Origin of the sequence: Kitasatospora sp. NPDC056446 (genome assembly GCF_042796115.1) — a bacterium.
Classification (GTDB): Bacteria; Actinomycetota; Actinomycetes; order Streptomycetales; family Streptomycetaceae; genus Kitasatospora.
Window position 1 is genome coordinate 284,469 of the sequence record NZ_JBHTRF010000001.1, and the last position, 12,168, is coordinate 296,636.

A 12,168-nucleotide genomic window follows, 5' to 3' on the forward strand; every position below is an offset into this window, starting at 1 on the left:
TGATCCGGAGTACCGTGGCCGGATGGAGACCAGGGAACTGCGCTACTTCGTCGCTGTCGCCGAGGAGTTGCACTTCGGGCGTGCCGCGCAGCGGCTCGGGATCGCACAGCCGCCCCTGTCACGGGCGATCCGGCAGCTCGAACGCCGGCTCGGGGGAGCGCTGCTGGACCGGACCAGCCGCACCGTCACGCTGACCGAGGCCGGCTCGGTGCTGCTGGCCGAGGGCCGGGCGGCCCTCGACGCGGTCGAAGCGGCCGAGCGCCGGACCCGCCGCGCCGCCCTTCCCCCGACCGGTCGTCCCGGCCTGGTCCTGGTCACGAAGGCCAGCGCGTCCCGCGAACTGCTGGCGGAACTCCTGGACGCGTACGCCGTCGAACCCGGCGCGGTCCCCGTCGACGTCATCCTGTGCGGCCCGGCCGAGCAGGAACGCCTCCTGCGCGAGGGCCGGGCCGACGTAGCGCTGCTGCACCGGCCGTTCGACTCGACGGCCGGGTTCCACACCGAGGAACTCGGCACGGAGGGCCAGGTCGTGGTCCTGCCGGCCGGGCATCCGCTCACCGCCCGCACCCATGTGCACATGGCCGACATCACCGGGCTGCCCGGCCTGCCCCTGCCGCGCTGGCCCGACCCCGACGGCACCTACCCGCCCGGCCCCGGACCGCAAGTCCGCGACCACGCGCAGTTGTTGCAGCTCGTCGCGCTCGGCCGTGCCTGCGCGGTCTCGCCGGAGTCGTGCCGAGCCCGATTGCACGGCGACCTCGCCGCCGTGCCCGTGCTGGACGCGCCGAAAGTCACCACCGTGATCGCCTGGCCGCCGCACCGCCGGTCCAGAGCCGTCGCCGACCTTGTCCGGACCGCGACCCGTCTGCGGTAGTTCCGATACGCCACAGGTCCTCCCCTGGGTGCGAGCCCTCCGGGGGCGCCGGATCCCGGCGAGGCGCGGGCTTCCCGGGGCGGCGGGCTTCGCGAGGAGCGGGCTCCGCGAGGCGCGGGCTTCGCGGGGCACCGGCCTTCGCGGGCGGTGATCCGGGCAACCTGCGGCAGTGATGTCGCCACCGCTTGGCATGATGCCGGGCATGGTGAGAGCACTGCACATCACGGGCTTCTCCGTGACCGGCCGGCCGATCTCCACGCCGACCACCAAGTTCGGCGGTCAGCCCGTGTGGCTGGCAGGTCCGCAGTGGCCGATCAGCGCGGCATGGGACCGGCCGATGCGGTTCGTCGGCCAGATCGAGTTGGGCCCGGTACTCGGAGCGGCCGGCCAGGGCAAGGTGGCCTACGTCTTCGTGACCCACGCCGACCACGGGGAGGACTTCTTCGACCCGGACATCATCGACCCCGACGGCGGCGAGAACGCGGTGATCGTACAGCCCGGCGGCGACTACGCCGGCCCGGTGCGCCCGCTGGCGACCGGACCCGGGCTGTACGGCGCCGACGGGTCGGCGGTGGAGTTCACCGTCGACCTCCGCCCCGTCGACGAGCCCGGTTCCATGACGGACGAGGAGCTTGATGCCCTGCCTTCTGCCGACCGGAACCGCTGCGCCGACCTGATCGACGGCGACAAGGTCGACGGCGACAAGATCGGCGGAACACCGCTGTTCTTCCAGGGCGACGAGTGGCCGGACGGCGGCCCGTGGCGGCTGCTGCTGCAGCTGGACTCGAACTGGGTGCCGTTCCGCCTCAACCTCGGCGCGTCGCCGAGGCTGTTCGCCTTCGTGTCCGAGGACGGCGCCCAGGGCAGGCTGCTCGTCCAGGACTCCTGAGCCGAACCGAGCTCTTGGGAATCCGAACCGATTCCGATTCCGATTCCGAATCCGTACCGGCCTGCCGGCTTCGAAGCCGGTTCCAACAGGCGTGCACGGGACGACAGATGCCGTGCCGGCACGACAGCCGGCGTGCGGACCCTCGACGTGGGCCATCAGCCGCCGCGCGCTGCCCGGCCGGCCGTGGCCGACACCGCGCGCGACTCCTCCACCAGCGCATACAGACGGTCGGTACGGTTCTCGTGGACGACCGGGGCGTCATCCGAAAGAGCGTCGCGTGTTAGGTTTCGCCCCCGGAACAGGACGGTTGGGGGCGGGCGACATGATCGGTATCAGCGCGATAGCAGGCATCGCGGCGGTGGAGTTCGGGATGGCGCTCACGCCCGGACCGAACATGGTCTACCTCGTCTCCCGCTCGGTGGCACAGGGGCGCCGCGCCGGACTGGTCTCACTGGCCGGCACCGGGACCGGCTTCGTCGCCTACCTGCTGGCGGCGACCGCGGGCATCGCGGCGGTCTTCTCCCTGGTGCCGGAGATCTATCTGGCGGTCAAGCTGGCCGGCGCCGGCTACCTGCTCTGGCTGGCGTGGAAGGCGGTGCGGCCCGGCGGTCCCTCGGTCTTCGCGCAGCGCGAGCTGGTGCCGGACCCGCCGCGCAAGCTCTTCACGATCGGCCTGCTGACCTGCCTGCTCAACCCGAAGATCGCGATCCTCTACATGTCACTGCTGCCCCAGTTCGTGGACCCGAGCCGGGGTCACATCGCGCTGCAGAGCCTGCTGCTGGGACTGACCCAGATCGTCGTCGGGCTGGTCGTGAACGGAATCTTCGTGCTGACCGCCGGATCGGTCTCGACGTTCTTCTCCGGCCGCCCGCTCTGGACGCGGATCCAGCGCTATGTGATGGGCACCGCACTGGCCGGCTTCGCGGTACGGATCGCCGCCGACCGCTCGCAGGCCGTGGTGGCCGGCACGCCCTGAGGAGGGGCAGGCAGCCAAGGTGCCCGGGGCGAAGCGCGAGCAGTGAGCGCTCGGGGCGGAAGCGGGCGTCCTGCGCGACGTCCTGCGCGACGTACCGCGCGACGTCACGCAGTGACCCGGCTTGAGAGCGGAAGGCCAGGCCACCGGATATCGCCAAGCGCTGTCTGCCCAGGTCGTGCCAGGATGCTCGGCATGTCTGCTCGCGCGCTCAGCTTCGGTGCCATCGCGGAATCCTACGAAAGGTTCCGGCCGGGGTATCCCCAGGAACTCTTCGACGTGGTGATGACGTACGCGGGCCGGCCGGTTCGGACGGCCCTGGAGATCGGTGCGGGGACAGGCAAGGCGACCCGGCTGTTCGCCGAGCACGGGGTCGCGGTCACAGCGACGGAGCCCGACGCCGCCATGCTCGTCGAGCTGGACAAGGCCGTGCCCGCGAACGTGACGACCGTGCGGGCCGCGTTCGAGGACCTGCGGCCAGGTGGGACCTACGGGTTGGTCTATGCGGCGGCAGCCCTGCACTGGACACGCCCGGAGGGTCGGTGGTCGAAAGTGGCCGGGCTGCTGGAACCGGAGGGCGTGTTCGCCTCGTTCGGCGGCCCGGTCCAGCCGGCTGACCCCGCTGTCGAGGAGTCCGTGCGCGCGGCACGGGCGCCGTTCCTGGAGAGCGACGACATTCCGTCTCCCGACGGCACCGCTCCGGACGAGGAGATGCAGTGGCCGGGTACGGAGCTGCAACGGTCCCCGTTGTTCCTCGACGTTCAACAGGCCGTCGTCACGCGGCGGTTGACGATCAGCGCTCCTGACTACGTCGGCTACCTGTCGACCGTCTCGGCGTATCTCGGACTGCCGCGATCGAAGCGACAGCAGGCGTACGACGCGATCACGCGGGTCCTGCCCGAGACGGTCGAGATCGTCGCGGACATCATCGTCCACCTCGCGCGCCGACGGCCCGAGTGAGGGGCGTTGCCGGAGTCGCCGAGCCGGTACCGCCCGTACCGCCCGTACCGCCCGCGCCGGCTCGGGTGTCAGAGGGGGGTGGAGAGCGCTACATGGCGCCACTGGTCGAGTTCGAGCCGTACCAGGTCCGGCTTCGCCTCGATGCGCTCGACCGAATCCGCGCCCAGCTGGAGGCGCAGCGGAGGCTCGGCGGTCTCGGTGACGTCCCCGTGGCGCGGAGCCGGGGTATCGCCGATGGCCGCGAACATCCAGTGGGACCTGTTCGCGAACACGCCCTCCGAGGGGGCAGCCGGCCAGGCACCTGGTACGCATGCTCTACAACGAGAAGGAGACGGCCTTCAAGTCGACCTGCAAGCCCGTCACCAAGGGCAGCTACTTCTACGAGCTCGACGAGCTCAGGCACTGCCTCGCGCACGGCTGATCCCTGCTGGTGCGGGGAGGAGGCACCGTGCCTGGTCGCGCCGATGCTGGAGTACGGCTGACCCCCGCCGGCGCGGGGAGGAGAAGCCGAACATCCGGCGATCCGGCCCCGGAGCTGGCTGACCCCCGCCGGCGCGGGGAGGAGGCTTTCTGAGCTGGGGTGATGTGGGGTCTTCGCATCACGGCCCCGACGGGTCGGTGTCGGGGGAATCTGTCGAGGTGTCAAAGGGCTTCGGACATCGTTGCATGTGCCGGTGACATCGGGGATGGGCTTCGGTGGTTCGTGGCCGTTGGTCTCGTCCGCCCGGTCGGGGGTTATCCCCCTCTCGCATGGGCCCGCTGCCCGGATGGATCGGTGGATCTTGAACGCCGAGGCTGGAGGCATACGAATGATCGATGCGCCCGGGCAGGGTGCACAAGGAGGGTTTCCCTATGACCGATCGTCCTCACCTGCTTCGACGTGCCCGCGCCTTGTCGTCCGGGCCGCGGCGAGGGATCGCGATGGTGGTGGTGACGGCCGCCACCGGTCTGGCGCTGGGGGGCGCGCTGCCCGCGTCCGCGGCGCAGCCCCGCGGTTCCGGTGAGGTCGTGCGGCAAGGCCTGGACCGTCTGGTGCACGACGACGGGTACCCCGCCGCCCTGGTGGCCGACCTCGGCCGTGACGGGCGCACCCGTAACTACGCCGCCGGCGTCGCGGACTTGAGGACCGGGGCGAAGGTGCCGGTCGACGGGCAGGTGCGGGCGGGGAGCAACACCAAGGCGTTCACCGCCACGGTCGTCCTGCAACTGGTCGGGGAGGGCAAGGTCGCTCTCGACGCCCCGGTCGAGCAGTACCTGCCGAACCTGGTGCGCGGCGAGGGCATCGACGGCCGCCACATCACGGTACGCCAGCTGCTGCAGCACACCAGCGGACTGCCCGACTACGTCGAATTCGTGGGCGACCTCGACGGCTCGGGGCGCCACACTTACGTCCAGCCCCGCACCCTGCTCGATCTGGGGCTGGCGCACAAGGCGCTGTTCGCTCCCGGGGCCGGCTGGGCGTACAGCAACACCAACTACCTCCTGGCGGGCCTGATCATCGAGAAGGTCACCGGCCGGCCGCTGGCCGAGCAGATCACGCAGCGGGTCATCGATCGCATCGGGCTGCGCCACACCTACTTTCCCGGCGTGGGCGACCAGGGCATCCGGGAAGCGCACCCGGAGGGCTACTCCGCGCGGCCCGGGGGGTCGTTGGACAACGTCACCGAGTTGGACCCCTCCTGGGCTTGGGCCGCCGGGCAGGTGATCTCCACCCCGAGTGATCTGAACCGGTTCTTCACCGCGCTGTTCGGCGGCAGGCTCTTGGGGCCCGCGCAGCTCGCCCAGATGCGGACCACCGTCGAGGTCCCCGCCGGCAAAATGTGGCCCGGCGCCCGGTACGGGCTGGGAGTGACCAGTACGACGCTGACCTGCGGGGGCCTGATGTGGGGGCACGGCGGTGACATCCCCGGCTACCAGACGCGCACCGGTGCCACCGATGACGGTCGCGCCGTCACGGTTGCCGTCACTGCCGACAGGGAGCCCACCAAGCAGGGCCCCTCCGACGTCCTGGCGCTCCTCGACGCCACCTTGTGCAGGTGACGGCCGACTGCTGCCTGAGCGCAGGAGTGACACCGTTCGCGCGCTCAGCGGCGGCGCTGCTTGATCTTGACCAGCCCTGACCGGGGATGGCCGACGACGGTGACGGTGGGGGCTCCGGGCTCCGCGACCTCGGCGGCCTTGTTGACGATGCGGCCGGTGTTGGTGCTCGACCCGTCCACTCTGACGCCCCAGCCGGGTGGGACGACCAGCCGGATACGGCCCGTACCGCACGCAGCCTCGACGGTGACCTCGCGGTGCGGGCACACGGCCTCGGTGAAGTCGATCTCGATCTGCATCATTCGGCACTCGGCGACGATCCGCCGGGGAACCGTCCACCGGCCGCTCTGCCTGATGTTGCTCAGCCTGGGCTTGAGGACCAGCACGTCGTCGGCGGACTCGGCGCCGGCGGACGGCCGTTCGCCCAGGTCCGCCACCAGGGCGTCGAGTTCGCGGTAGGTCCGGGCCGCGTACGCGAGGTCGAGCCGCTCCGTCAGCTCCCCGAGGTCGATGCGGCCCTCGCCCGCCGCCACGCGCAGCCGCTCGGCCACCGCCTCCCGGTCGGCGTCCCCGGCACGGGGCTCCACCTGGGCGGTCTGCGGGGTCAGTGGTATCGGCAGCTGCTCCGGGTTGTCCATGGAAGGACTGTAGGACACGGGCACGCACCCCGGCCGGTCGACGGTGGATCAGCGCCCGCTCCGGCCCGGCGCCTTGGGGGCGGGCCGGACCGGGCGGGCCGCGTGTGGAACGGGTGGTGGCGCTGCCGAACTCCGTCGAACACGCTCCGGGCAGGCGACGGCCGCGTCACCATGGGGGCCGGGCAGCAGAGGAGGATGCCATGAGCGGTACGGTCCCGTCGCACGATCAGGGCCGGTGGCGTGGACAGCGCGGTCGCGGCTCCCGGGGGCCGAACCGGGCGCCGGCGCACCCCGTGATGCCTGTGCCGGAGGAGGCTCCGGTAGCCGAGGAGATCGCGGCAGCCGAGGAGACGGAGGAGACCATGCGCGAGGACGGCCAGAACCCGGCGAGTGGCGGGTCGGGCGGGATCGGCGGCCCGAAGGCGCCGCCTGCGGGCCCGTCGACCCCACCGCCGCCGAACGAGCCCTCGCCGACCCCGGAGAAGTAGCGACTCCGGGGCGGGCGAGCGGCCGGCCGTACGGCGGTACGGTCGGCCCGGGGCGGCCCCGCCGGTGCGGGGAGGAGTACGTCCGCCCCATGGTGAAGTCGCTCACCGACGGCTGACCCCCGCCGGAGCGGGGAGGAGGCGGCGCCGATCTGCACCAGCGGCAGCGGAACCCGCGGCTGACCCCCGCCGGTGCGGGGAAGTGACCAGGGACTCCACCGAGCGCGTCAGGATCGTCGGCTGACCCCCGCCGGCGCGGGGAGGAGGCTGGGCTGGGGCGCTGCTGAGGAGGTCTGTCGAGCTGTCAAAGGACTGGGGACATCGTGCCACGTGGCGGTGACATCGGGTGGATCGGGCCGGGGCCGGGGCCCGGGTCCGGCACCGGGCCCGTCACCTGGCCTGGTGACGGACCCGGCTCCGGACCGGCTCGCCGGAGCCCGTCCGACGGCGGCCTACCCGGTCCGGCCGTTCTCGATGAGGTTCCGGACGGAGACGGGGATGTCGACGCCCTGCTTGACGTGCGGGTCGGGCTGGGCCGGCTGGACGGAGGGGGCGGGGTCCAGGCTCGGAGCCTGGTCCGGTGACATCAGGGCTCCGTCCTGACGGGGGTGGTCCCGCTCATCCCTTCTCCTTCTCCTTCCGGGCGTCCTCCTGGGCCTTGGCCAGGATCTCCTGGGCCACGCGCTCGGGGTCCTGGCCGCGGAAGGGGCGGCCGGACAGCCAGTTGTAGAGCATCTCCCGGCAGATCTGCGGCTGGTAGGCGGGTACTTCGTGTCCGGAGCCGGGCAGGGCGACCTGGGTGACGTTGCCGAGGGTGCGGACGAACCCCTTGGGGTCGCCCTGGGCCTGCTTCCAGATCAGCCGCTCGGCCTTGCGCCAGGCGTCGTGCGGTTCCACGATGGCGTCGAGGATCTCCTCGGTGCTCTGGTAGCCGCAGGCGGTGTCGAAGTCCCCGGTGTAGAGCAGGACTTTGTACTGTTCCTTCGCCTGGATGAGTTCGGTGTACCAGGGGGAGGCGTCGGCCATGTTGTCGGCCTTCAGCGCCTCGGCCACCGGGCCGGAGTTGTCCGCGCAGAGCCACTCCGACGTGACGTGCAGCGCGTCCTTGACTCCCTGGCTGTTGAGGTAGGCGGGCAGCGCGCCCCAGTCCAGGTCGTTCCAGCTCCGTACGTCGTAGAGGTCGAAGTTGCCCCCGTAGGCGACGACGGCGTTGACGATGCCGTTGCCGAGGTCGGTGGCCTGCTTCAGCTTCTTGGTGTCGTGCTCCTTCTCGCCCTCCTCCAGGACGGTCTTGAACGCGGCGTAGGAGTCGTCCAGGACGGCCTTCTGGTTCAGGCCGAGGAGGCCGGAGGCGTAGGCGTAGTCGATCAGGAAGCGGACCGAGAGCTCCGGCTTGATCCAGCCGTTGCCCACGGCGATGCCGGCCAGGGGGAGGGGTGTGCCGGCCTGCTCGTGGTTCTTCCGGTGGATCGTCCGGGCGATCGCCGGCACGTACTTCCCCGCGTAGCTCTCGCCGCAGACGTACAGGGGACACTTCTTGTACTCGGGGTACGTCGCGTAGAACTGCTGAAGGGCCCGCCAGAACATCAGGCCGACGGTCTCCTCGTCCTCGACGTACGTGTCCGGGGTCTCGCAGTAGCTGTAGCCCGAGCCGACGGGCTGGTCCCAGAAGACGACGTGGGCTTCCTGGTTCCAGGTGTCGGGGCTCACCGTGACCGTTCCGGTGGCGTCGGTGCCGATGCGCAGCGGGCCGTTCTCGAGGAACAGTCCCACCAGGGAGGAGGCGCCGGGCCCGCCGTTGAGCCAGATCAGCAGCGGTGTGTCGTCGACCAGTTGCTGCTGGGCCTGGGCGTCGATGTTGGGGTCACAGGTCTGGCTTTCGAAGAACCAGTAGAACAGGTGGCTCTTCGCCGGGCCCGGGCCGTCGACGTCCGCGTACCCGGCGTAGGACCGGACCTTCTTCGGGAGGCCCTCCTCCTCCTTCTTCGCGGGGTCGGGGTAGAAGTGGATCGTCTGCGTGCCGGGGGTGTCGGCCGGGATCGAGTACACGGGCTTGCGGGACATAGTGCGCCTTTCCGTTCGGGGGCGGGGGCGGGAGCGGGGTCGTGATCAGGGGAGGGGGCGGGTGCCGGATCAGGGCCCGGGATCAGGACGCCGGCGGAGTCTGCCGGGGGTGGGAGCGGCGGAAGTTCTCGAACATGTACCGGGTGTGCTCCTCCTCCTGGAGGATGCCGATGCGCTGTCCCATGAGCAGTTGCAGTGCGGGGAACCGGCCCTTCTCGAAGAGCAGGATGTTCAGCGAGCCGCCGTACTGGAAATAGCCGATCTCCTCGCCCTTCTCCACCGCGACCGGGGGTTTCTCCTTCGTGATCTCCCGGAATTTGTCACGGAATTTCACGGAGCCGATCGAGTTCAGGCCGACCGGCACCAGGGCGACGTATCCGTGCCCGTCCGGCTTTCCGGTGTGGTCCAGGTACGGCGTTTTGATGACGGCGTACCCGCGGCGGAAATCGTCGAACATGCTGTAGTCGTACCCGTAGCCGACGTGCTGGATGCACCCACACCAGTACGTCCCGGTTCGCCCGTGGCGGCGCCCGCAGCTACTCCGTTCGTCTGGAAACCACCTACCCGTGGCGGTACGCCCGGCGGTTCCGGAGGGCCGCTACGCGGGAGGAGCCGGAGGCGAAGGAGAAGCGGCGGACACCTGGATGACGGCGTGCCGGCCGTCGGTGCGCCAGGGGGTGTCGGTGCCGTCGAGGCGGGCGACGGTGCCGGGGTCGACGCCGACGATCACGTCCGACTTCAGCGTGCGCAGGGCGGCGACCGGTGACGGGAAGTGCCGTGTCACGTCGGCGAACGGGGTGGTCGGCGACCAGTGGCGGTCGCCGGCCAGGCGGCGGTAGTTGAGATCGCCCTTGACGATGGTCAGCGCCGTGCCCGAGAACTCGGCCCGGAGGTCGGCGGGCATGTCGTGGTACGGCAGCGGCGCGCAGAAGAACGGGTGGGTGCGGACAACCAGGGTGCCGTCGCCCATCGCCTGCCACAGCCGTTCGCCGATCGCGGCGGCGGCCCGGGCCCGGGCGGGGGCGGTGCGGAGGCGGTCGAGGGCGGCGAGGACGTCGGCCATCGTCGCGTCGGAGACGTAGTACGGCTGCGGCTTCACGTACAGCACGACGTGTGCCGCCCGGCCGTGGGCCAGGAGGTGGTCGATCAGGACGAGGTCGGGGAGCAGTTCCCGGCCCGCGTTGTCGGCGACGACGCACACCCGCCCGGCCCCGGCCCCTTCCAGGGCGGCCCACAGCAGCGCGCTGTCGTCGGCGACCAGGTCGGATGCGGCCGCGCCGCCCGGCTCTGCGGTGATCCGGAAGCTGAGGTCGGCGCGGTTGCCCCACAAGGCGGAGGAGAGCAGCGCGTCGGCGCGCCGGTCGGGCGGCAGTGCGTCGAGTCCGGCCAGTGCGGCGAGCTCCTCGTCGACGGCCGTGCCGCGCAGTTCGGCGGCCTTGAACGGGGCGAACGGGTCGACGCCCTGCCACGCGCCGGGCCGGAAGTAGCCGGTGGCGTCGAGCAGTCGGCGGTAGAAGTAGCTCTCGGCCCACAGGAACGGCGCCTCGCCCCACGGCTTGCCCCACAGGCCCTCGCCCCACGCCGTCCACTGGGCGGCGTCAGCGGCGGCGGGTCCGTTCGGTCCGTTCGGTCCGTCCGGTGCGGCCGAGGGCAGTGGTTCGAGGACGCCGGAGGTGCTCTCCGTGAGCAGCCGCTGGACCGCCGCCCGTTCGGCGGGGCCGTACGGCAGGGCGTCGAGGACCTGGCGGACGAGCGGGGGGTGGCGTTCGTGGAAGACGCCCCAGGCGAAGGAGCCGGGGGTGTCGCTGCGGATCACGGGTGCGTCCGGCATGGTGGGGCCCGTCCTTCTCGTCGTCAGGTGTCTGTAGCGGGGAGGTGCGGTCAGCAGGTCGGCGGGCTGGCAGGTCGGCGGGTCAGTGCGGTCGAAGGCCGGTGAAGACCACGTCGAAGACCCGCTCCCGGGCGGCCGGGTCGGCCGCGAGCTGGTCGGTGGCCGTGCCGACGCCCACGAGCAGGGCGATCAGGTCGGGCAGGCCGATGTCGGGCCGGACGGCTCCGGCCTGCTGCGCGGCGGCCAGGAGTGCGGACAGCTGGGCCCGCATCGGTTCGGTGGAGCCGCGCAGGGAGGCGTGCACGTCCACGCCGGCGGCGGCCAGGGCGTGGGTGAACTCCTGTTTGCCCGCCGAGTGTTCGACCACCAGGCGGAAGCCGCCGAAGAAGGCCTCGGCGGGTCCGGTCTCGGCGGCGAGCTGCGTGATGCGGGCGGTGATGGTCTCCAGTCGGCGGACCATGACGGCTTCCAACAGCGCCTCCTTGGTGGGGAAGTGCCGGAAGAGGGTGCCGACGCCGACGCCTGCGGCGCGGGCGATTTCCTCGGTGGGCACGCCGATGCCGCGGGCGGCGAACACCTCCGTGGCGGCGTCGAGCAGTCTCGCCCGGTTGCGGGCCGCGTCCGCGCGCAGCGGCCGTTCCGTTGCCCCGCTCATCATTCCTTCTCCCTCTTCTGCCGCTCCGGGCGCTGTGGTGGTGCCGGTGGCGGATGTACCCCTGGACAACCGGAGTGGCTAGTCCGTATGGTACTAAACGGAGTCGCTGGTCCGATTCCAGTGACGCGATCCTGGGGGTTGATCATGTCCGAAACGTTGTCGCCGCGCGAGGTCTTCACCGAGCTGCTGGAGGGCATCACCGAGGGGCGGTTCTCGGAACTGGCCGCGCTCTACGCCGAGGACACGGTGGTGGAGACCGTGTTCCAGCCGGTCGGACCGCGCCGGTTCGAGGGACGGGCCGTCGTCGAGAAGCGGTTCGCGGAGATCGGCGAGCACCTGCCCGTCGATCTCCAGGCGGAGAACGTGGTGGTCCGGGAGACCGACGACCCCGAGGTGATCGTCGCCGAGTTCGACTACCGGGTGCACCACCGGGCCACCGGGCGGCGCGTCGTGGTCTCGAACGTCCTGATCCTGCGGGTCCGCGACGGCCTGATCGTGCAGAGCCGGGACTACCACGACCACCTGGCCCTCGTCGTGGTCGGCGGCGGGCTGCGCGGGCTGGTGGAGACCCTGGAGGGCGAGCAGCCGTCGGCCTGACGAAGAAGACGGCCTGAGGAAAAACGGCCAGGCAAACGGCCAGGCAAACGGCCGGGGAAACGGCCGGGGCCGGGGGGTTGGGGGGGGGGGGTGAGGACACCCCGCCGGGGGCCCCGGGGGGAAGGGGGGGTGGGCGCACCCGACGGGGGGGGGGCCGCGGCTGGT

14 protein-coding genes are annotated in these 12,168 nt (G+C 71.5%); 7 read left to right on the plus strand and 7 right to left on the minus strand.

Features of this window, described 5'->3' with window-relative positions; all coding sequences use genetic code 11:
• Positions 1 to 22: 22 nt before the first annotated feature.
• From ACFQ6N_RS01390 to ACFQ6N_RS01405, 4 genes are all read left to right on the plus strand, one after another.
• Positions 23 to 874, plus strand: coding sequence for a LysR family transcriptional regulator (locus ACFQ6N_RS01390; RefSeq protein ID WP_380646081.1), 852 nt, complete (start codon positions 23 to 25; stop codon positions 872 to 874).
• 202 nt (positions 875 to 1,076) lie between these two features.
• On the plus strand, positions 1,077 to 1,763 hold the full coding sequence (locus ACFQ6N_RS01395; protein WP_380646083.1) for a hypothetical protein: 687 nt from the start codon (positions 1,077 to 1,079) through the stop codon (positions 1,761 to 1,763).
• A 322-nt stretch (positions 1,764 to 2,085) separates the two neighbouring features.
• Positions 2,086 to 2,739, plus strand: coding sequence for a LysE family translocator (locus tag ACFQ6N_RS01400; RefSeq protein WP_380646085.1), 654 nt, complete (start codon positions 2,086 to 2,088; stop codon positions 2,737 to 2,739).
• Positions 2,740 to 2,931: 192 nt separating this feature from the next.
• Positions 2,932 to 3,696: a class I SAM-dependent methyltransferase gene (locus ACFQ6N_RS01405; protein ID WP_380646087.1), complete on the plus strand. Its 765-nt coding sequence runs from the start codon at positions 2,932 to 2,934 to the stop codon at positions 3,694 to 3,696.
• A gap of 68 nt (positions 3,697 to 3,764) precedes the next feature.
• Here the strand turns inward: ACFQ6N_RS01405 and ACFQ6N_RS01410 are convergent, their stop codons facing one another.
• Entirely contained in the window at positions 3,765 to 3,968 is a 204-nt protein-coding gene (locus ACFQ6N_RS01410) for a hypothetical protein (RefSeq protein ID WP_380646088.1), read from the minus strand.
• A gap of 649 nt (positions 3,969 to 4,617) precedes the next feature.
• Between ACFQ6N_RS01410 and ACFQ6N_RS01415 the strand changes: the two genes are divergently transcribed.
• Positions 4,618 to 5,736 (plus strand): serine hydrolase domain-containing protein, encoded by a 1,119-nt coding sequence (locus ACFQ6N_RS01415; RefSeq protein WP_380646090.1) that lies wholly within the window; start codon positions 4,618 to 4,620, stop codon positions 5,734 to 5,736.
• A 44-nt stretch (positions 5,737 to 5,780) separates the two neighbouring features.
• Here ACFQ6N_RS01415 and ACFQ6N_RS01420 read toward each other — a convergent pair whose 3' ends face one another.
• The gene (locus ACFQ6N_RS01420) at positions 5,781 to 6,371 is read right to left on the minus strand and encodes a DUF1707 domain-containing protein (RefSeq protein WP_380646092.1); all 591 of its coding nucleotides are present in this window, start codon (positions 6,369 to 6,371) and stop codon (positions 5,781 to 5,783) included.
• Between the two features lie 296 nt (positions 6,372 to 6,667).
• On the opposite strand from ACFQ6N_RS01420, the gene ACFQ6N_RS01425 reads away from it, so the two are divergent.
• Complete coding sequence (locus ACFQ6N_RS01425) at positions 6,668 to 6,859, plus strand: hypothetical protein (protein WP_380646094.1); 192 nt, start codon at positions 6,668 to 6,670, stop codon at positions 6,857 to 6,859.
• 449 nt (positions 6,860 to 7,308) lie between these two features.
• Here ACFQ6N_RS01425 and ACFQ6N_RS01430 read toward each other — a convergent pair whose 3' ends face one another.
• The 5 genes from ACFQ6N_RS01430 to ACFQ6N_RS01450 all read right to left on the minus strand — a co-directional run bounded on the left by ACFQ6N_RS01430 (position 7,309) and on the right by ACFQ6N_RS01450 (position 11,406).
• On the minus strand, positions 7,309 to 7,443 hold the full coding sequence (locus tag ACFQ6N_RS01430) for a hypothetical protein (RefSeq protein WP_380646095.1): 135 nt from the start codon (positions 7,441 to 7,443) through the stop codon (positions 7,309 to 7,311).
• Between the two features lie 31 nt (positions 7,444 to 7,474).
• The gene (locus ACFQ6N_RS01435) at positions 7,475 to 8,920 is read right to left on the minus strand and encodes a hypothetical protein (protein ID WP_380646096.1); all 1,446 of its coding nucleotides are present in this window, start codon (positions 8,918 to 8,920) and stop codon (positions 7,475 to 7,477) included.
• Positions 8,921 to 9,002: 82 nt separating this feature from the next.
• A complete protein-coding gene (locus tag ACFQ6N_RS01440; protein ID WP_380646098.1) occupies positions 9,003 to 9,377 on the minus strand; it encodes a phosphatidylserine decarboxylase in 375 nt (124 codons plus the stop codon).
• Positions 9,378 to 9,518: 141 nt separating this feature from the next.
• A complete protein-coding gene (locus ACFQ6N_RS01445; RefSeq protein ID WP_380646099.1) occupies positions 9,519 to 10,751 on the minus strand; it encodes a damage-control phosphatase ARMT1 family protein in 1,233 nt (410 codons plus the stop codon).
• A gap of 82 nt (positions 10,752 to 10,833) precedes the next feature.
• A complete protein-coding gene (locus tag ACFQ6N_RS01450) occupies positions 10,834 to 11,406 on the minus strand; it encodes a TetR/AcrR family transcriptional regulator (RefSeq protein ID WP_380646100.1) in 573 nt (190 codons plus the stop codon).
• 144 nt (positions 11,407 to 11,550) lie between these two features.
• Between ACFQ6N_RS01450 and ACFQ6N_RS01455 the strand changes: the two genes are divergently transcribed.
• The gene (locus tag ACFQ6N_RS01455; protein ID WP_380646101.1) at positions 11,551 to 12,003 is read left to right on the plus strand and encodes a nuclear transport factor 2 family protein; all 453 of its coding nucleotides are present in this window, start codon (positions 11,551 to 11,553) and stop codon (positions 12,001 to 12,003) included.
• Positions 12,004 to 12,168 lie beyond the last annotated feature (165 nt).

Excerpts from the sequence above, each read along its gene's own strand:
- ACFQ6N_RS01390 (WP_380646081.1), top strand. The coding sequence starts at position 23 with ATGGAGACCAGGGAACTGCGCTACTTCGTCGCTGTCGCCGAGGAGTTG.
- ACFQ6N_RS01395 (WP_380646083.1), top strand. The coding sequence starts at position 1,077 with ATGGTGAGAGCACTGCACATCACGGGCTTCTCCGTGACCGGCCGGCCG.
- ACFQ6N_RS01400 (WP_380646085.1), top strand. The coding sequence starts at position 2,086 with ATGATCGGTATCAGCGCGATAGCAGGCATCGCGGCGGTGGAGTTCGGG.
- ACFQ6N_RS01405 (WP_380646087.1), top strand. The coding sequence starts at position 2,932 with ATGTCTGCTCGCGCGCTCAGCTTCGGTGCCATCGCGGAATCCTACGAA.
- ACFQ6N_RS01415 (WP_380646090.1), top strand. The coding sequence starts at position 4,618 with ATGGTGGTGGTGACGGCCGCCACCGGTCTGGCGCTGGGGGGCGCGCTG.
- ACFQ6N_RS01420 (WP_380646092.1), bottom strand. The coding sequence starts at position 6,371 with ATGGACAACCCGGAGCAGCTGCCGATACCACTGACCCCGCAGACCGCC.
- ACFQ6N_RS01425 (WP_380646094.1), top strand. The coding sequence starts at position 6,668 with ATGCCTGTGCCGGAGGAGGCTCCGGTAGCCGAGGAGATCGCGGCAGCC.
- ACFQ6N_RS01430 (WP_380646095.1), bottom strand. The coding sequence starts at position 7,443 with ATGTCACCGGACCAGGCTCCGAGCCTGGACCCCGCCCCCTCCGTCCAG.
- ACFQ6N_RS01435 (WP_380646096.1), bottom strand. The coding sequence starts at position 8,920 with ATGTCCCGCAAGCCCGTGTACTCGATCCCGGCCGACACCCCCGGCACG.
- ACFQ6N_RS01440 (WP_380646098.1), bottom strand. The coding sequence starts at position 9,377 with ATGTTCGACGATTTCCGCCGCGGGTACGCCGTCATCAAAACGCCGTAC.
- ACFQ6N_RS01445 (WP_380646099.1), bottom strand. The coding sequence starts at position 10,751 with ATGCCGGACGCACCCGTGATCCGCAGCGACACCCCCGGCTCCTTCGCC.
- ACFQ6N_RS01450 (WP_380646100.1), bottom strand. The coding sequence starts at position 11,406 with ATGAGCGGGGCAACGGAACGGCCGCTGCGCGCGGACGCGGCCCGCAAC.
- ACFQ6N_RS01455 (WP_380646101.1), top strand. The coding sequence starts at position 11,551 with ATGTCCGAAACGTTGTCGCCGCGCGAGGTCTTCACCGAGCTGCTGGAG.